The sequence below is a fragment of the Micromonospora jinlongensis genome (assembly GCF_013410645.1).
In the GTDB taxonomy this organism is placed as follows: domain Bacteria; phylum Actinomycetota; class Actinomycetes; order Mycobacteriales; family Micromonosporaceae; genus Micromonospora; species Micromonospora zamorensis.
Genome location: NZ_JACCHK010000001.1, coordinates 5786730 through 5803859, shown reverse-complemented (window position 1 = coordinate 5803859; position 17130 = coordinate 5786730). Strand labels below are relative to the sequence as shown.

General features: G+C 72.9%; 12 protein-coding genes. 6 read left to right on the top strand and 6 right to left on the bottom strand.

Features of this window, described 5'->3' with window-relative positions:
- Window positions 1-46: 46 nt before the first annotated feature.
- The 3 genes from HNR22_RS26165 to pcaF form a co-directional block, all read right to left on the bottom strand.
- Window positions 47-2212: an EAL domain-containing protein gene (locus tag HNR22_RS26165; RefSeq protein ID WP_179782577.1), complete on the bottom strand. Its 2166-nt coding sequence runs from the start codon at window positions 2210-2212 to the stop codon at window positions 47-49.
- Between the two features lie 5 nt (window positions 2213-2217).
- Window positions 2218-3030, bottom strand: coding sequence for an SAM-dependent methyltransferase (locus HNR22_RS26160; protein WP_179782576.1), 813 nt, complete (start codon window positions 3028-3030; stop codon window positions 2218-2220).
- 110 nt (window positions 3031-3140) lie between these two features.
- Window positions 3141-4346 carry a 3-oxoadipyl-CoA thiolase gene (gene pcaF / locus HNR22_RS26155; RefSeq protein WP_179782575.1) on the bottom strand — a complete coding sequence of 402 codons (1206 nt, stop codon included), beginning with the start codon at window positions 4344-4346 and terminating at the stop codon, window positions 3141-3143.
- A gap of 105 nt (window positions 4347-4451) precedes the next feature.
- Here pcaF and HNR22_RS26150 point away from each other — a divergent pair, with 105 nt between their 5' ends.
- The 4 genes from HNR22_RS26150 (at window position 4452) to HNR22_RS26135 (ending at window position 8732) form a co-directional block, all read left to right on the top strand.
- Window positions 4452-5417, top strand: a complete 966-nt coding sequence (locus HNR22_RS26150; RefSeq protein ID WP_179782574.1) for a glutathione S-transferase family protein — start codon at window positions 4452-4454, stop codon at window positions 5415-5417.
- The gene (locus HNR22_RS26145) at window positions 5410-6066 is read left to right on the top strand and encodes a DUF998 domain-containing protein (RefSeq protein ID WP_179782573.1); all 657 of its coding nucleotides are present in this window, start codon (window positions 5410-5412) and stop codon (window positions 6064-6066) included. The genes HNR22_RS26150 and HNR22_RS26145 overlap by 8 nt, the downstream gene beginning before the upstream one ends.
- Window positions 6067-6289: 223 nt before the next feature.
- Window positions 6290-7594: a dicarboxylate/amino acid:cation symporter gene (locus tag HNR22_RS26140; RefSeq protein WP_172862166.1), complete on the top strand. Its 1305-nt coding sequence runs from the start codon at window positions 6290-6292 to the stop codon at window positions 7592-7594.
- 70 nt (window positions 7595-7664) lie between these two features.
- Window positions 7665-8732, top strand: a complete 1068-nt coding sequence (locus tag HNR22_RS26135) for an NADH:flavin oxidoreductase/NADH oxidase (protein ID WP_179782572.1) — start codon at window positions 7665-7667, stop codon at window positions 8730-8732.
- A gap of 58 nt (window positions 8733-8790) precedes the next feature.
- Here HNR22_RS26135 and HNR22_RS26130 read toward each other — a convergent pair whose 3' ends face one another.
- Complete coding sequence (locus HNR22_RS26130; protein WP_179782571.1) at window positions 8791-12324, bottom strand: ABC transporter ATP-binding protein; 3534 nt, start codon at window positions 12322-12324, stop codon at window positions 8791-8793.
- A gap of 1012 nt (window positions 12325-13336) precedes the next feature.
- On the opposite strand from HNR22_RS26130, the gene HNR22_RS26125 reads away from it, so the two are divergent.
- On the top strand, window positions 13337-13903 hold the full coding sequence (locus tag HNR22_RS26125) for a hypothetical protein (RefSeq protein ID WP_179782570.1): 567 nt from the start codon (window positions 13337-13339) through the stop codon (window positions 13901-13903).
- Between the two features lie 331 nt (window positions 13904-14234).
- On the opposite strand, the gene HNR22_RS26120 is transcribed toward HNR22_RS26125, so the two are convergent.
- Together HNR22_RS26120 and HNR22_RS26115 are read right to left on the bottom strand one after the other, a co-directional pair.
- The gene (locus tag HNR22_RS26120) at window positions 14235-15074 is read right to left on the bottom strand and encodes a GNAT family N-acetyltransferase (protein WP_179782569.1); all 840 of its coding nucleotides are present in this window, start codon (window positions 15072-15074) and stop codon (window positions 14235-14237) included.
- Window positions 15004-16344, bottom strand: a complete 1341-nt coding sequence (locus tag HNR22_RS26115) for an MFS transporter (protein WP_179782568.1) — start codon at window positions 16342-16344, stop codon at window positions 15004-15006. Before HNR22_RS26115 ends, HNR22_RS26120 begins: the two co-directional genes overlap by 71 nt.
- A 112-nt stretch (window positions 16345-16456) precedes the next feature.
- On the opposite strand from HNR22_RS26115, the gene HNR22_RS26110 reads away from it, so the two are divergent.
- Window positions 16457-17047, top strand: a complete 591-nt coding sequence (locus HNR22_RS26110) for a PadR family transcriptional regulator (protein WP_088946673.1) — start codon at window positions 16457-16459, stop codon at window positions 17045-17047.
- The last annotated feature ends 83 nt before the right edge of the window (window positions 17048-17130 follow it).

Genomic DNA, 17130 nt, shown 5'->3' with positions numbered 1-17130 from the left:
TTCCATCGCCGCCATCGGTGCCGACCGAACCGTAGTGGGCCCCCGCTCACGCCGTCGCCCCGCCACGGAGTCGGGCGGTGATCGCGTCGGCCGGAGCCGGGGCGCCGAAGAATCGCCCCTGCCCGGTGTCGCAGCGCAGCGCCCGCAACCGCTCGGCCTGCACCCCGGTCTCCACCGCCTCGGCGGTCACCCACAGCTCCAGCGCGTGCGCCAACCGGACCAGCGCGTCGACGATCCGTTCGTCGCGGTGGTCGGCGGCGACGTCGGTCCCGTCGGCGCGGATGCCCTCGACGAACGGGCCGGCGAGCTTCAGGCAGTGGATCGGCAGCCGCCGCAGGTACGCCAGGTTGGAGTACCCGGTGCCGAAATCGTCCACCGCCAGCCGGACGCCGAGCGCGGCGAGCCGGTACAGGCTGCGCAGAGGCTCGTCGGCGCTGCCCATCACGGCGCTCTCGGTCAGCTCCAGTTGGAGCAGCTCGGCGGGCAGCCCGCTGGTGTGCAGCGCGTCGGCCACCGTCTCCACGATCGCCGGGTCGTCGGCCTGCCGCGCGGCCAGGTTGACGCTGACCACCAGCCTGGCCTCGGGGAACTCCCGCCACCACCGCTCGGCGTCGTGACAGGCCTGCCGCAGCACCCACTCACCGAGCCGGACGATCAGGCCGGTCTCCTCGGCCAGGCCGATGAACCGGTCCGGCCCGATCAGGCCCAGCTCCGGATGCTCCCACCGGACCAGCGCCTCCACCGCGAGCATGCTGCCCTCGAGCAGCGACACGATCGGCTGGTAGTGCAGGACGAACTCGCCCCGGTCCAGTGCGGCGGGCAGCCCGGCCACCAGCGCCGACCGGGCGATGTCCCGGGCGCTGCGCTCCGGGTCGTAGACCGCCCACCGGCCCCGGCCCGCCGCCTTCGCCCAGTACAGCGTGGTGTCCGCGGCCTTCATCAGCTCCGACGGGGTGGTCTCCGCGGCCGGGCACTGCACGATTCCCACACTGGCCGAGACGGCCAACTGGTGGTCACCGACGTGCACCGGGGCCGCGACGGCGGCCAGCGCGGCCTCCGCGACGGCTACCGCGTCGTCGATGTCGTTCCCGCCGTCGACGAGGATCACGAACTCGTCGCCGCCCATCCGGGCGACCAGGTGGCCGTGGTCGGCGACGCACGCGGCCAGCCTCCGGCCGATCATCACCAGCAGCCGGTCACCGAGGTCGTGACCGAGGCTGTCGTTGATCGCCTTGAAGCCGTCCAGGTCGAGGAAGCACACCCCGACCCGCCGCCCGGTGTCCGCGCCGTCGAGGACCCTGCCCAGGGTCTCGAAGAACAACGTCCGGTTGGGCAGCCCGGTCAGCGGGTCGTGCAGCGCCTGGAAGCGCAGCCTTTGCTGGAGTTCGTACCTCTCGGTGATGTCCTCGATCATCGCGACGGTGAACCGGGGCCGCCCGTCGTCGTGCCGGATCAGTGAGACGGCCAGATCGGTCCAGACCACGCTGCCGTCCTTGCGGTGGTAGCGCTTCTCGACCCGAGCCGAGTCCTGCTTGCCCTCGATCAGCTCCTGGTACAGCTCCCACATCCCGGCGGCGTCGTCGGGGTGGAAGAGCCCGGACACGTTGGTCTGGCAGAGTTCCTCGATCGAGTAGCCGAGCATGTCGGCGAACGCCTGGTTGACGTCGAGGATCTGACCGTCCACACCGGCGATGCCGATCCCGATCGCGGCACCGGTGAACACCGCCCGGAACCGCGCCTCGCTGTCGCGCAGCGCCTGCTCGACCTCGTCGCGCGCCTGCCAGGCGGACCGGGCGATCCGTTCCTGCTGACTGAAGGTGCGGTCGCGAAGCGCGCGGGCGAACCCGGCGGCCAGCCCGCCCTGCACGGCCGCGATCCGGTCGGCGAGGTCCGCCGGCCGGTCGAGGGCACCCAGCACCCGGTCCGCGAAATCCGCACCGAGGGCGTGCAGCGTCCAGTCCAGGGCCTGCGGCTCGGTGAGGTGCGCCTCCACCAGCGCCCACCCGACCTCCTCGGCCGGGCGGGCGGAGAAGGGCTCTGCCCGCACCGCCTGCGCCAGCCGGATCGTGTGCACCAGCAGCAGCCGCTCGGTCTCGGCCGCGCTGAGCGGCACGAACCCGAGGCGGCGCACCGCACGGGCCCAGTCGGCGGCGTACCCCTGGGCGTCGGCCCGGCCGGCGTCGACCCCGGCGGGGTCCGGGACGGCGGCCACCTCGATCAGCCGGCGGGCTGGTCGTACCGGGCGACGCCCCCGAAGGCGCCGAACCGCTCCGGGTGCTCGTCCACGTCGGACGGTGAGTCGGGACGCCAGAGCGGCATGTGCACCACGCCTGGTTCGAGGACCGTCCAGTCCCCGAAGAAGCCGGTGACCTGGGCGCGGGAGCGCAGGGTGATCTCGGTGTCCGTCCGCGCGGAGAGACGCTGGGCGTCCAGCATCTCCTGCGGCTGGTCCTCGAACGTGGAGTGCGAGATGACCAGGAAGCTGCCCGGCGCGGCGGCGGCCCGCAGGGTGGCCAGAATCTCCTCAGGCCGGTCGCCGTCGGGGATGAAGTGCACCACCCCGGCCAGCAGGATGCCCATCGGCCGGCTGAAGTCGATCAGCCCGAGCTGCTGGGTCTCGGCGAGGATCCGCTCCGGCTCGCGCAGGTCGGCGTGGATGACCCCGGTCAGCTCGTTGCCGGCGAGCAACTCCCGGCTGTGCGCGACCGCCACCGGGTCGATGTCGACATACACCACTCGGGCCTTGGGGTTCACCCCCTGGGCCACCTCGTGGACGTTGCCCACGGTGGGAATTCCGGAGCCGATGTCGAGGAACTGGTCGATGCCGGCGTCGAGCAGCACCCGGACGGCCCGGCGCAGGAACTCGCGGCCCGAACGCATGGTGGCGGCGAGATTCGGCGTCATGCTGGCGATCTGTTCGGCCAGCTGCCGGTCGATTTCGAAGTTGTGCGCCCCGCCCAGGAAATAGTCGTACACCCGGGCCGCGCTCGGCCTGGTCAGATCGATCTCGGTCGGCAGTCCGTCCGGCATCAGCGTGCTCCCCAGTTCATCGCCGCGGCGCGGGACAGCACCGGCGTCGGGGCGCGCAGCGGACACGCGTGGGCACCGGTCGACCCGCGGGTCGTGTGGTGTGGACCACTCTAGGCGGCTGACTCCAGCAACAGGGAGATCCCTTGACCAACACCGATGCACATGGTGGCCAGAGCCCGGCGGCCGCCGCGACGGCGCAACTCCAGGGCGGCGGTCAACGCCAGCCGCGCGCCGCTGGCACCGAGCGGGTGCCCCAGCGCGATGGCCCCGCCGTTCGGGTTGACGTGTTCGGCGTCCACCGGCAGCCCCAGCTCGCGCAACACCGCCACCGACTGGGCGGCGAACGCCTCGTTCAGCTCCACCACGTCCACCGCGCCCAACTCGACGCCGACCCGGTCGAGCAGCTTGCGGGTGGCCGGCACCGGGCCGATCCCCATGATCCGGGGCGGTACGCCGGCCGCCGCCGCCCCGCCGATCCGGGCCAGCGGAGTGAGGCCGTACCGGTGCACCGCCGCCTCGCTGGCGACCAGCAGGGCCACCGCCCCGTCGTTGACGCCCGAGGAGTTGCCGGCGGTCACCGTGCCGCCGTCGCGGAACGGGGTCGGCAGCGAGGCCAACTTTTCCAGCGAGGTCTCCCGGGGGTGCTCGTCGACCTCGACCAGCCGGGTCTCCCGACGGCCGGCCGGCACGGACACCGCCACGATCTCCTCGGCGAACCGGCCGTCGGCCTGCGCCTTTGCCGCGCGCTGCTGCGAGCGGTACGCGAAGGCGTCCTGCTCGGCCCGGCTCACGCCGTACTCGGCGGCCACGTTCTCCGCCGTCTCCGGCATCGAGTCGACGCCCCACCCGTCGCGCATCAGCGGGTTCACCAACCGCCAGCCCAGGGTGGTGTCGTACACCTCGGCCGAGCGGGAGTACGCCGACGTGGCCTTCGGCATGACGAAGGGGGCACGGCTCATGCTCTCCACCCCGCCGGCGATCACCAGCTCCGCGTCCCCGGCGACGATGGAACGGGCGGCGGTGGCCAGGGCGTCCAGGCCCGAGCCGCAGAGCCGGTTGACGGTGCTGCCCGGCACCTCCTGTGGCAGGCCGGCCAACAGCGCCGCCATCCGGGCCACGTTGCGGTTGTCCTCGCCGGCCTGGTTGGCGCAGCCGAGCACCACGTCGTCCACCCGCGCCCAGTCCACCGACGGGTGCCGGGCGACCAACTCGCGGATCACGTGCGCGGCCAGGTCGTCGGGGCGGACGCCGGCCAGCGCGCCGGCGTACCGGCCGATCGGGGTACGGACACCGGCCACCAGGTATGCCACGGTCATCGCGAGTCCTTCGGGGTGCAGACGGCGGGGGTGGGGCACGCCCACCGGGTCGCGAGGGCTGCCGGCCGCCAGGATATCCGCGTCGGCAGCGGATAGGTTGACGGCATGGCCCGGGCCCAGTTCAGCGCAGAGACCAGCGGCGGCGGCGCGTTCGTCCGTCAGCCCAACCGGTTCACCGGTCGGGTCACCGCCGACTCCACCTCCCCGCCCGGTGGCGGGCCCGACGAGCAGGACCGTTGGCCGCTGGAGGCCGGCCGGTACCGGCTGATCTGGTGCCGTGCCTGCCCGTGGGCGCACCGGGCGAGGATCGTGCGGGGCCTGCTCGGCCTGGACGACGCGATCTCGCTGGGCACCGTCGACCCGATCCGCGACGAGCGGGGCTGGGCGTTCGCCCTGGACCCGGACGGCTTCGACCCGGTCCTCGGCGTCAGCTTCCTCTCCGAGGCGTACCTGGCCACCGACCCGGACTACACCGGCCGGGTGACAGTGCCGGCGCTGGTCGACACCCTGACCGGCCGGGTCGTCACCAACGACTACCCGCAGCTCACCCTCGACCTCTCCACCGAGTGGCGGCGGCTGCACGCTCCCGACGCACCGGACCTGTACCCGGTCGAGCTGCGCCCCGAGATGGACGCGCTGATGGCCGAGATTCACACCGACGTCAACAACGGCGTGTACCGGTGCGGGTTCGCCACCTCCCAGGAGGCGTACGACGAGGCGTTCCGGGCACTCTTCGCCCGTCTGGACGCTCTGTCCGAACGCCTCGCCGGGCAGCGCTACCTGATGGGTGACGCGATCACCGAGGCCGACGTGCGGCTGTTCACCACGCTGGTCCGGTTCGACACCGCGTACCACGGCCACTTCAAGTGCAACCGGCAGAAGCTGACCGAGATGCCGGTGCTCTGGGCGTACGCCCGGGACCTGTTCCAGACCCCGGGCTTCGGTGAGACGGTGGACTTCGACCACATCAAGCGGCACTACTACGGCACCCACCGGGAGATCAACCCGAGCGGCATCGTGCCGCTCGGGCCTGACGACTCCGGTTGGAGCACTCCACACGGGCGTGGCTGAGCCGGGTCGGCCCGGCACCACGACCGCGCCGAGGGCCCGCGCCGACGTCGCCCGCCGGGTCGCCGGGTCCGCCGCGGCCGGCTGCGCGCTGGCCGGCGCGGTCGCGGTGACCGTCGCCGTGGTCGCCGGTCCCGGTCCAGGGCTCACCGGGTACGTCAGCGAGGCGGGCATCGCCGGCAGTGGTCACGCCACGACGTACCGGATCGGGATCCTCGCTCTGGCCGCAGCGCTGCTGCTGGTCGGCGCGGCGCTGCCTCCCGGGGTGTGGGCGGCACCGGCCCTGCTCGCCACCGGCGCGGTCTTCACCGCCGTGTCCGGGGCGGTGACCTGCTCCGCCGGCTGCCCGCTGCCACCGTTCGAGCGGGCGACGGCGGCGGATCTGGTGCACGGCGGCACGAGCATCGCGGCGACCGCGTCGGTGGTCCTCGCCATGGTCACGCTCGCCGTGTCCGGGCCGGCGGGCCCGGTGCTCCGTCGGCTGGCCGGCCTGGCCGCCGCGGTGTCCCTGCCGCTCTGCGCCGCGGTGGGGCTGGCGATGCTCGTCCTCGGCCGGGGTGCGGTGGTGGGCGTGCTGGAACGGCTGGTCCTCGCCGTCGCGGTGCTGTGGGGCCTCGCGACCGCGACCGCCCTCGCCCTTGCCCGCCGGTAGGACGGCGGGCAAGCCGGATGTAAGGAGCCTCACGCCGATCACCCCTTCCTCCCAGCGGGAATCGGCGTAACGTCGGCGAGCGATGACCAATGTCTGGGGCCTCACCGAGCGCCTGTACGTCGATCTCCGACTGCAGGCCAGCGGCGTCTGTCCGGCATAGCCGCGACACACACGCCCACCCGCTCGGAACCAGACAATTGGACAACGTCTCATGCCTTTCGGCCTGCGCAAGATCCCCTTCTCCGTGCAGATCCTGCTCGGCCTCGTGCTCGGCGTCGCGCTGGGTTTCCTGGCCCGCGCCAACGACCTGAGCTGGCTGACCACCACCCTGCACACCGTCGGTAGCCTCTTCATCCAGCTGCTCAAACTGGCGGTGCCGCCGCTGGTCTTCACCGCCATCGTGGTCAGCGTGGTCAGTCTGCGCGGCGTCGCGAACGCCGCCCGGCTCGCCCTCAAGACCCTGATGTGGTTCGGCATCACCGCCCTGATCGCGGTAAGCATCGGCATCGGCCTCGGCCTGCTCACCAACCCGGGCAAGGGCGTGACCCTCGACCTGGGTGGCGCGGCCCCGCCGAAGAACACCGGCTCGTGGACCGACTTCCTCACCGGCATCGTGCCCACCAACCCGGTCGGCGCGTTCGTCGAGGGCAACGTCCTCCAGATCGTCTTCCTCGCCGTCGTCGTGGGTGCCGCGGCCCTGCTGGTCGGCGAGCCCGCCGAGCCGTTCGTGGCGCTGAACCGGTCCCTGCTGGAGATCGTCCAGAAGGCGCTCTGGTGGGTCATCCGCCTCGCCCCGATCGGCACCCTCGGCCTGATCGGCAACGCCGTCGCCTCGTACGGCTGGGACCTGCTGGCCCCCCTCGCGAAGTTCACCACCGCCGTCTACGTCGGCTGCGCCATCGTGCTGTTCGTGGTGTACCCGCTGGTGCTGATCCTCGCCGGCCGCCTCAACCCGCTGCGGTTCTTCGCCGGCGCCTGGCCGGCGATCGAGCTGGCCTTCGTGTCCCGCTCCTCGGTCGGCACCATGCCGGTGACCCAGCGCTCCGTCGAGCGGCTCGGCGTCCCCCGCGAGTACGCCTCGTTCGCGGTGCCGTTCGGCGCCACCACGAAGATGGACGGTTGCGCCGCCATCTACCCGGCCCTCGCCGCGATCTTCGTGGCCCAGGTGTTCGGTGTGCAGCTCGGCGTGACCGACTATCTGCTGATCGCCTTCGTCTCGGTGGTCGGCTCGGCGGCCACCGCCGGCCTGACCGGCGCGATCGTGATGCTCACCCTGACCCTCAGCACGCTGGGTCTGCCGCTGGCCGGCGCCGGCCTGCTGCTGGCCATCGACCCGATCCTGGACATGATCCGCACCGCCACCAACGTGGCCGGGCAGGCACTCGTGCCGACAGTGGTCGCCGCCCGGGAAGGCACCCTCGACCGGGCCGCGTACGAGTCCGCCGGTCGGCGGGACCTGACCGACCCGGAGCCGGTCGCCGACCCCCGGCCGACCCGACAGGACGAGCTGAGCCCCGTACCCGCCTGATCCAGCTGACACCGACGGCGACGGGCCCCTCCCCGGAGGGGCCCGTCGCCGTCTTCGAGAGGATGACCCCATGAGTTCCCTGTTCACCCCCCTGGCCCTGCGCGCGGTCACCCTGCCCAACCGGATCGCCATGGCGCCCATGTGCCAGTACTCCGCCGGCCCCGACGGTCTGCCCACCGACTGGCACCTGATCCACCTGGGCAGTCGCGCGGTCGGCGGTGCCGGTCTGATCCTGACCGAGGCGACCGCCGTGCTCCCCGAGGGCCGGATCAGCCCGCAGGACACCGGGCTGTGGTCCGGCGCGCACGTCGACGCCTGGCGACCGGTGACCGCGTTCGTCGCCGCCCACGGCGCCGTGCCGGCCGTGCAGCTCGCGCACGCCGGTTTCAAGGCCTCCACCTACCGGCCGTGGGCACCAGAACGCGGTGGCGTGCCGGACAGCGAGGGTGGCTGGACGCCCGTCGCGCCCGGCTCGGAGCCGTTCACCGCCGACTACCGGACGCCGACCAGCCTCGACGAGGCCGGCATCGCCGGTGTGGTCCAGGCGTTCGCCGCAGCCGCCGAACGCGCGCTGGACGCCGGCTTCGCCGCCGTGGAGATCCACGCCGCGCACGGCTACCTGCTCAACGAGTTCCTCTCGCCGCTGACCAACCACCGCACCGACTCCTACGGCGGCGACCGTGCCGCCCGGATGCGACTCACCCTGGAGGTGGCCCGCGCGGTGCGCGCCGCGGTCGGCGAGGACGTGCCGGTGCTGACCCGGATCTCCGCCACCGACTGGGCCGAGGGCGGCTGGACGATCGAGGACAGCGTGGTGCTCGCCGGCGAGCTGGCCGGCGTCGGCGTCGACCTGGTCGACGCGTCCTCCGGTGGTGTCAGCGTGGACCAGCGCATCCCGCTCGGCCCCGGCTACCAGGTGCCGCTGGCCGCCCAGATCCGCCGCGACGCCGGTGTGCCGACCGGCGCGGTGGGCCTGATCGTCGAGCCCGAGCACGCGGAGCAGATCATCGCCAGCGGCGAGGCCGACCTGGTGCTGCTGGGCCGGGAGCTGCTGCGCGACCCGTACTGGCCGCGCCGGGCCGCCGCCAAGCTCGGCGTCGCGTACTCCGGCCCCGCCCAGTACGCCCGCGCGGCCTGATCTTCCGGGCGGGCGGGCGGCTGCCGCTGTGCGCAGCCGCCCGACCGTCACCCCGCTCTCAGCCGGCCAGGTGTGACCAGCGACCCTCCAGGTCCTGCCAGGTCCCCTGGGCCGCCACCTGCCCGCCGAGCAGCACCACCACGTGGTCGGCCCGGACCAGCGCGGCGCGCTTCGCGGTGGAGCCGACCACTGTCACCCCGTGGTCGCGCAACGCCTGCCACAGCGCCAGCTCGGTCGTGACGTCCAGCGCCGACGACACGTCGTCGGCGACCAGCAGTTCGGTACGCGGGGCCAGCGCACGGGCCAGCGCCAACCGCTGCAACTGCCCGCCGGAGAGCCGGGTGCCCTTGTGCCCGATGAGCAGACCGAGCCCACCGCCGGCGGCGGCCAGGTCGTGGTCGAGCTGTGCGGTGCTGACCGCCCCGGCCGCGTCCACCTGGTGCCCGAGCGCGATGTTGTCGGCGACAGTGCCGGACAGCACGCGAGGCAACTGGCCGACGTAACCGACCTGGTTGGGGCGGAGGAACAGCTCCGGCTCGGTGACCGGGTCACCGTTCCAGGCCAGCTCACCGGTGTGGTGCACGATCCCGGCCAGCGCCCGCAGCAACGAGGACTTGCCCGACCCCACCGGCCCGACGACCAGCACCAACTGCCCACGCTGCACGGTCAGGTCCACGTCCCGGACGGCCACCGTACCGTCGGAGTGCACCACCCCGAAGCCGCGCAGCTCCAGGCAGCGCAGCGGATGCCGGGGTGGTGGCGTCGGCGCGGGCGCCGTCCCGGCGGCCAGGTCGACAGCCGAAACCCCAGCGGAGTACGCGCTCACTCCGGTCATCGCCGCCGTGCGCCGCGTCCAGACCCGCGCCGAGGGCAGCTGGGAGATCAACGAGGCGGTGGTCCAGGCGAACCAGCGCGCCGCGCCCAGCGTGGAGACGGCCACCAGCACCGCCCCGGCGGAGAGCGAGCCGCTCAGATAGAGCGCCCACGCACCGATCGGCAACAGCCCGCTGGCCACCGACGGTGTGGAGCGCGCCCACACCTGCACCGAGATCTCCCGCCGTTGCCGGTCGCTGCGCAGCACGTCCAGGCCGGCCAGGTGACGCAGCACCGCCGTGGTCGCGCCGGCGAGCTTCACCGTCCGCGCCGCGGAGAGCGCGGAGACCAGCGCCGTGGCGAAGGCGGCCCGCGCCGCCACCGTCGCCCGGGCCGCGCGTTCGAGTTTCGGCCCGAACAGCGTCGCGGCCAGCCCGGAGACCACCATCGTGCCGAGGAAGAACAGCCCCGGTACGACGCTGCCGGTGACCGCCGTCATGGCGACCACCAGGACCAGCGCGACGGCCTGGTCCAGCACGTTGTCGGCGAGCTGGACCACCCGCTCGGTGTCGCCGCCCTGCGCCACGACCTCGGCCGGGGTGTGCGAGCTGACCCGGCGCGCCCCGGTCTGGCCGTGCACCAGGCGCAGGCCGATGCGCAGCATCTGCCGCACCCACCACTGGGGGAACCAGACGTGGGTGTAGTACGGCAGCGGCATGGTGACCAGCAGCCCGGCCACGATCCCGACCGCCGGCAGGTACGGGTTGCCGGTCCCGTCGACCAGGTCGGCCCAGAGCCAGGGCAGCACCGGGCCGTCCAGCCCCAGCAGGCTGAGCCCGAGGAACAACCCGATCGCCGCCAGCCCGTACCGGGGATCGTTGGTGCAGAGTCGGATGATCTCCCGCAGCGTCCGGGCCGGCGGGACGGGCGGCAGCGGTGGCGGGTCGGCCCGCGTCGGCCCGGTTTTCTCGACCGACTCGACCTGCCCGGCCTGCTCGACCGGCTCGGTGGTCGGCTCGCTCGGCCAGGCGTCGGCCGGGTCGGGGCCGACCAGCAGCTCGGTGCCGGTGCCGGCGCGGCCGGCCGGTGCCACTGCGGCGTACGCGGCCGCGTGACTGGTCGCCAGCAGTTCGGCGAAGCGCGTCGACGTCTCCAACGGGCCGGCCTCGACCACCGCGCCGTCGGCCAGCACGACCACCTCGTCACAGCGTCGCACCGAGGAGAGTCGGTGCGCGATGACGATGCCGATCCGGTCGCGCAACAGTCGTTCGGTGGCCCGCTGCACCCGTGCCTCGGTGACGGGATCCAGACGTGCGGTGGCCTCGTCGAGGATCACCACATGCGGGTCACGGACCAGGATCCGGGCGAACGCCACCAGCTGCTCCTGGCCGGCGGAGAGCACGTGCCCGCCCTCCCCCAACCGGGTCGCCAACCCGTCCGGCAACTCGGCGATCCAGCCGGCCAGACCCAGCTCGTTCAATGCCTGGGCCGCGGCGTCGAGCAGCTCGGGGTCGTAGAGCGCCACGTTCTCCGCCAGCGTGCCGGCCACGATCTCGGTACGCTGCGGCACCAGTGCCACCCAGCGGCGCAACTGCTCGACGTCGAGGTCACACAGGTCGGTGCCGCCGAGGAAGACCGTGCCCGACGGCACGTCGACCGCCCTGGTGAGCACCTTCGCCAGCGTCGACTTGCCCGAACCGGTCCGCCCGATCAACGCGTACGAGCGTCCACGCGCGAAGGTGAGGCTGAGCCCGCGCAGCGCGGCCCCCCGGCCGCCCTCCGGGCCACTCACCTGGTACCCGAAGGTCAGGTCGCGGATGCGCAGGTCACCCTCGGCCGGGCTGGCGCCGCCGACGGGCTCCTGCCGAGCCTTGTGCAGCAACTGCACCCGGGCCCACGCCCCGAGAGCCTCCTGAATCTCCGGCACCATTCGGCTGACGTGTTCCGCGGTGGCGCCGAAGGCCAGGGCGAGCAGCCAGATGGCGGTGAGCCGGGCGGCGTCGATCCGGTCGGTGGTCAACGCCCAGGCCCCACCGAGCACCACCGCGCCGATGCCAGCCCGGATCGTGGCGGTCGCGGCGGCGGCCACCCGGGCGGACAACACCCAGACCAGACCGCCCCGGGACAGCACGGCGGCGGCCCGCCGCGCGTACAGCCGCAGCACGTACGGACGGGCCAGGCTGGTCCGTACGTCGTCCTGGCCGTGCACCGCCTCCTCCATCACGGCGGCCAGGTCGGACCACGCCTCCTCCTCAGCCATCCGGGCCGGGGCGATCCGCGCCGTGGGCCGACGCAGACTGGCTGCGAGCACCACCGTGAGCAGCACCATCGCGACACCGGCCGGCCACCACACGACCAACGCCACGACCATCGACAACAGGCCGACGCAAAGACCCTGAGCGAGCCGGGTGCCCTGGTTACGGATCGCCGACGCCACCTGGTAGACGTCCCCGTCGATGCGGTCGAGCAGCTCACCCACCGGGGTGGTCTCCAGGGTGGGCAGATCCTGCCCGAAAGCGACCCGGCAGAGCCGTCGGCGTACGTCGGCGGACCAGTCGGCGGTCAGGCCGGCCATCAGCAGGCTCACCGCGAGGTCGCTGAGCACCACGGCGACCAGCGCCGCGGCCAGCACGGCGAAGAAGCCGGCCGACCGATGCACCAGCACCGCGCCGGCCAGCGCCGAGGCGCCCGCCTGACCGGCGGCGCCGAGCACGATCAGGACGGCCACGACCGTCATACGACGTGCCGAGGTGCCCCACAGATCACGGAGCAGGCGCATGGAAAGTCCTCCGGATGTGGGGTGGCGGAGAATTCAGCCTGCCGGCGTCCGCGCGTAGATTCAACCGAATTTCCGGCCCTGAGCAGGGCGTCAGTCCTCGCCGACCTCATGATCGACTCGGCTTCATTGAAGTCGGGGTGTCAGCCTGTCGCGGATGCCGCGGTTTCCGTGAAGGCGAGTGGATCATGCGCATGTGGGCGGTTCCGGGTGCCCGATGGGTGCTCGGGCGCACGGCACCCAGGCCGGCGGAACGCGTGCGCCCCTGGATTGCTGGGCAGGGGCGAAGGTGACGGGGTGATGCGAGGTTTGTCCGGTAAGAGGGGTTGAGCCGACGGTCTCGATGGCCCCGACACGAGGTTCGGGGCCTTTGGCCGGTGACCGGTCGCACCCGTGGGCCGGAATGATGGCCGGGGCGGGGTCGTTACACACCCTGACGATCGCAGGACCACCGGCTCACCGCCCCGCCTACCGGGGTTGGAACCGCTGGTGGCGGGGTTGGAATGCCGCCCCGGTCCGCATCGTTGACGCCTCCGCAACGACCACCCGAGCACCCCGCTCGACCGGGTGCCACGGGTTGGCCCCGGACCCGGAATGACTCATCGGGTGCCACGGGATGGCCCGCCCGGCCCCCGGAATGACCCCGGGCCCCCGGTCGTTGCAGTCCCCACGAGCGACCACCCCGCCACCGCTTCACCAGCGGATGTCGGTCGGGTGGGCCCACCGGGAATGACCCCCGACCCCCGGTCGTTACACCTGAACCCGGCGCCACGAGCCCCCGCTTGTCACCGCCGACCCGGCGCCCGAGCCCCCCGCTCGCAGGCCGCCGACCCGGCGCCCGGGCCCCGCTCGTAGGCCGCCGACCCCGGCCCCGCAAGCCCCCGGCATTGTGGGCGCCGATCTCCCCCAGACTTTCCCCTTGATGTTGTTGCAGCGCCGGACGAGGTGCTCACACCCTTGTGTCGCCGACCCCCGTCAGTGGCCGGGTGTTCCTACCCCCGAAGGAGCTACCCCCATGAACACGATCTTCCGTAAGAGCGTGCTGTCTGTTGCTGGTCTCGCGTTCGCCGGTGGTGTCTTCGCCGGCCCGATCGCCGCCCACGCCGCCACCCCGGCCGTGGACGCCAAGCCTGTCGCGGTAGCGGTGCAGTCGGCCGCCCCGAAGCCGCAGGGCGACCAGTCCCACATCACCCTCAATGACGAGCAGACCGCGAACGTCAAGGCGATCATCGCCGCCACGAAGAAGGCCGGCCTGCCCGAGCGCGCCGCGGTCATCTCCATCGCGACGAGCCTGCAGGAGTCCAAGCTGGAGAACCTGGGTCACCTCGGCGACGCCAACGACCACGACTCGCTGGGCCTGTTCCAGCAGCGCCCGACCAGCGGTTGGGGCACGCCGGAGCAGATCACCGACCCCGAGTACTCCACGACCGCGTTCCTCAAGGGTCTCAAGCAGGTTGACGGGTGGCAGGACATGCCCCTGACCGACGCCGCGCAGACCGTGCAGGTCTCCGCCTACCCGGACGCCTACGCGCAGTGGGAGCAGCAGGCCACCGACCTGGTCGCCCAGCACTGGAACAGCTGACCCACCCGCACGCACACCGAACAACCCGACCGCTGGCCGGCACCCCCACCCGGGGTGCCGGCCAGCGGCATATCCCCCACAAACACAAGGACACCGACAACGAGGCCCGGTAGAGATCGGCCCCCTCGGCACGCGGCACGGGTGCGCCGGGGCTGCGGGGACTCGGCAGATCCGCACGGCACACGTGCGGCCGGTGCGGCACCCGCGCTCGGCGCCCGGCACCCGGCGCCCGGCGCCCGGCACGCGGCACGCGGCACGCGGCGCCCGGTGGCGGGTGGCCAGTGCGGCACCCGCGCCCGGCACGCGGTAAGCGGCACCCGGCACCCCAGGGTCAGAAGAGGACCGTGGCGAGGGTGCCGACCGGCTGGAAGCCGCAGCGTTCGTAGACCCGGCGGGCCGGGAGGTTGAAGTCGTTGACGTACAGGCTGACGGTGGGGGCGACCCGCAGCAACGCGTCGCGGACCACGGCTGCCATGGCGGCTGCGGCGATCCCTCGGCCGCGCCACTCGGGTGCCACCCAGACGCCTTGCACCTGCGCCGTCCGCTTGGTCACCACGGCCAACTCGGCCTTGAACACGACCTTGCCGTCGACGAAGCGGGCGTACGCCCGACCGGCGCGGACCAGGTCGTTGACCCGGCGGCGGTAGCTGCGCCCGGCGTCCTCGGCCAGCGGGGAGACGCCAACCTCCTCGGTGTACATGGCCACTGCCGCGGGGAAGAGCCGATCGACCTCGCCGGAGCGGACCTGGCGTACCTCCGGGTCGGCCGGTACGGGTGGCAGGGAGTCGGCGACCAGCAGCGGCTGGTTGGGGCGGACGTCTCGCGCTGGCCCCCATGTGTCGGAGAGCCGGTCCCACAGCCCGAGCACGGCGTCGGCCCGACCGACGATGGACGAGCACAACCGCTCCTCGCCCGCGAGCAGGTCGGCGAAGGCGGCTACCGCGGCGTCGCTCGCCAGCACCGGTGTCAGGTTGCCGCCGAGCCAGCACAGCGATTCGAGGTTGCGCCGTGCCCCGTACCCCAGGATTCTGCCCTCGGCCCGCCACCACGAGAGGCCGCGCGCGGCGATCCGTTCGGCGACCTGCGCGCCCGCGAACGGGTCATGGTCGAGTAGTCGCTCGACCGCGCGGCGCTCCGATTCCCCCAGTTGGCGTACCGGCACCGTCAGCACGACTACCAGCCTGCCAGATCGACCCCCCGGTCCGCCGGTCGAGTGACAAGGCCGGCACCTGCTCTGTCGGCTCACTGAGCGGCCGGGTCCGCCCGGCCCACCGGACGACCGGTGGCACCAGTGCCCCGAGCAGGAGGAACAGGCCACCGAGCACAAGCCAGCCCGGTACGCCCCAGCCGAGCGCGAGGGTGGTCACCACCACCGGCGCGAGCATCTTGCCCAGTTCGTAGCCCATGCCGTACGCCCCCTGATACTGCCCCTGGGCGTCCGCTGGCGCGAGCCCGAAGGAGATCCCCCAGCCGGCGGCGGAGTGCCACAGTTCCCCGGTCACGTGGGCGACCGAACCGAGGCCGAGCAGACCCATCGCACCAGCGGGGGGCAGTGCGCCGCTGGCGGCGAAGAGTACGCAGGCCAGGGCGATGGCCACCCCCGCTCGACGGGCGGCACGGGCGGCTCCGGGCAGGGTCGCGGCGGCGCCCGCGGCGCGGACCTGGAGGAGCACCACCAGCACGGTGTTGACCAGCGTCAACGCGGAGATCATCCAGATGGGCGCCCGGGTGTGCCCGGCGATCCACAGCGGCAGGGCGATGGTGAGCAGGCTGAAGTGCATGGACATCAGCCCGTCGACCAGGGTGAAGGCAAGGAACGGGCGGTCCCGCAGGGCGACCAGTCGAGGGCCGTGCGCGGGGGCGGCGACCGGGGCGATGCTGGGCAGTCGGACGAAGACCACCGCGGCGGCCAGTGACGCCACCGCCGCGGCCAGGATCAGCGCGACGTAGCCGGTGCGGGTGTCGGCGGCGATGGCGAAGCCGCCGAGGACCGCGCCGACGGAGATCCCGACGTTGGTGGTGGCCCGGAGGTAGGCGCGGGTGCGTACCCGCTGGTCGGCCGGGATCGCCCCGGCGATCAGCGCGCCCCGCGCACCGCGCTCCACCGCGTCGGCGAGCGCCGTGGCGGCTCCCACCAGCAGGAAGGTGGGGAACGACCGGACGGCGACGAGGCCGATGGTCAGGGTGCCGGCGGCGAACAGCGCGCCGACCTGGACGCCGCGCGGGCCGACCCGGTCGGCCAGGTAGCCACTGGGGGTGCTGGCCAGCACGCCGACGAGGGCCGAGATGGTCAGGCCGATGCCCACCTGGGTCGCCGACAGGCCGACCGACCGGGTCAGGAAGAGCGCGCTGGCGACGAGCCACAGGCCACGCCCGACGGTCTTGACCAGGGTGCCGAGGGTGAGGACCCGGGCCGGGCCCGGTGGGGGAAGCAGGCGCATGACCGACACCCTAGCAAGACGTACGTACGGTTTGTAAAGAGCTACTTGTCGGCGATGCATTGCCGATATATCGTTGATGCATCAGCGACAGTACGAAGAGAGGGAGAACCCGATGAGGTTCCATCGACAGCACCACCAGATGCACGAGGCCCGGATGCGTGGGTTCGGCTTCCCGCCGGTTCCGCCCGGCCCGCACGGCCACGGCGAGCACGGACACGGCGGCCCCTGGGGCGGACGGGGCCGTGGACGGGGTCGGGGCCGACGCCCCAACGTCCGGGCGGCCGTGCTGGCCCTTCTCACCGAGCGGCCGATGCACGGTTACGAGATGATCCAGGAGATCGACTCCCGCACCGGCGGCGCGTGGCGGCCGAGCCCGGGCTCGATCTACCCCACCCTCCAACTGTTGGAGGACGAGGGCGTGATCGTCGCCAGCACGGAGGAGTCCGGCGGCGGACGGAAGCGGTTCACTGTCACCGAGGCCGGTCAGGCCGAGGCCACCGAGGCGGCGCAGACCCCGGCGTGGGCGGACGTCGCCCAGGGCACGGTGAGCAGCTGGCACGACATCCGCGACTCCGGCGCGCAGGCGATGAACGCGCTACGACAGGTCATGATGAACGGCACCGACGACCAGCGTGAGCGGGCCGCCCAGGTGCTCGACGAGACGCGGCGCAAGCTGTACGCGATCCTCGCCGAATCCGAGTGACGCCAGCCCGCACCACCGCGAGGCGAAACCGCAGTGACGCGAGAGCGCAGTGACGCGAGCCCGCACCACGGCACACCAACCAC

Excerpts from the sequence above, each read along its gene's own strand:
- HNR22_RS26125 (WP_179782570.1), top strand. The coding sequence starts at position 13,337 with ATGAACACGATCTTCCGTAAGAGCGTGCTGTCTGTTGCTGGTCTCGCG.
- HNR22_RS26160 (WP_179782576.1), bottom strand. The coding sequence starts at position 3,030 with ATGCCGGACGGACTGCCGACCGAGATCGATCTGACCAGGCCGAGCGCG.
- pcaF (WP_179782575.1), bottom strand. The coding sequence starts at position 4,346 with ATGACCGTGGCATACCTGGTGGCCGGTGTCCGTACCCCGATCGGCCGG.
- HNR22_RS26110 (WP_088946673.1), top strand. The coding sequence starts at position 16,457 with ATGAGGTTCCATCGACAGCACCACCAGATGCACGAGGCCCGGATGCGT.
- HNR22_RS26150 (WP_179782574.1), top strand. The coding sequence starts at position 4,452 with ATGGCCCGGGCCCAGTTCAGCGCAGAGACCAGCGGCGGCGGCGCGTTC.
- HNR22_RS26135 (WP_179782572.1), top strand. The coding sequence starts at position 7,665 with ATGAGTTCCCTGTTCACCCCCCTGGCCCTGCGCGCGGTCACCCTGCCC.
- HNR22_RS26130 (WP_179782571.1), bottom strand. The coding sequence starts at position 12,324 with ATGCGCCTGCTCCGTGATCTGTGGGGCACCTCGGCACGTCGTATGACG.
- HNR22_RS26115 (WP_179782568.1), bottom strand. The coding sequence starts at position 16,344 with ATGCGCCTGCTTCCCCCACCGGGCCCGGCCCGGGTCCTCACCCTCGGC.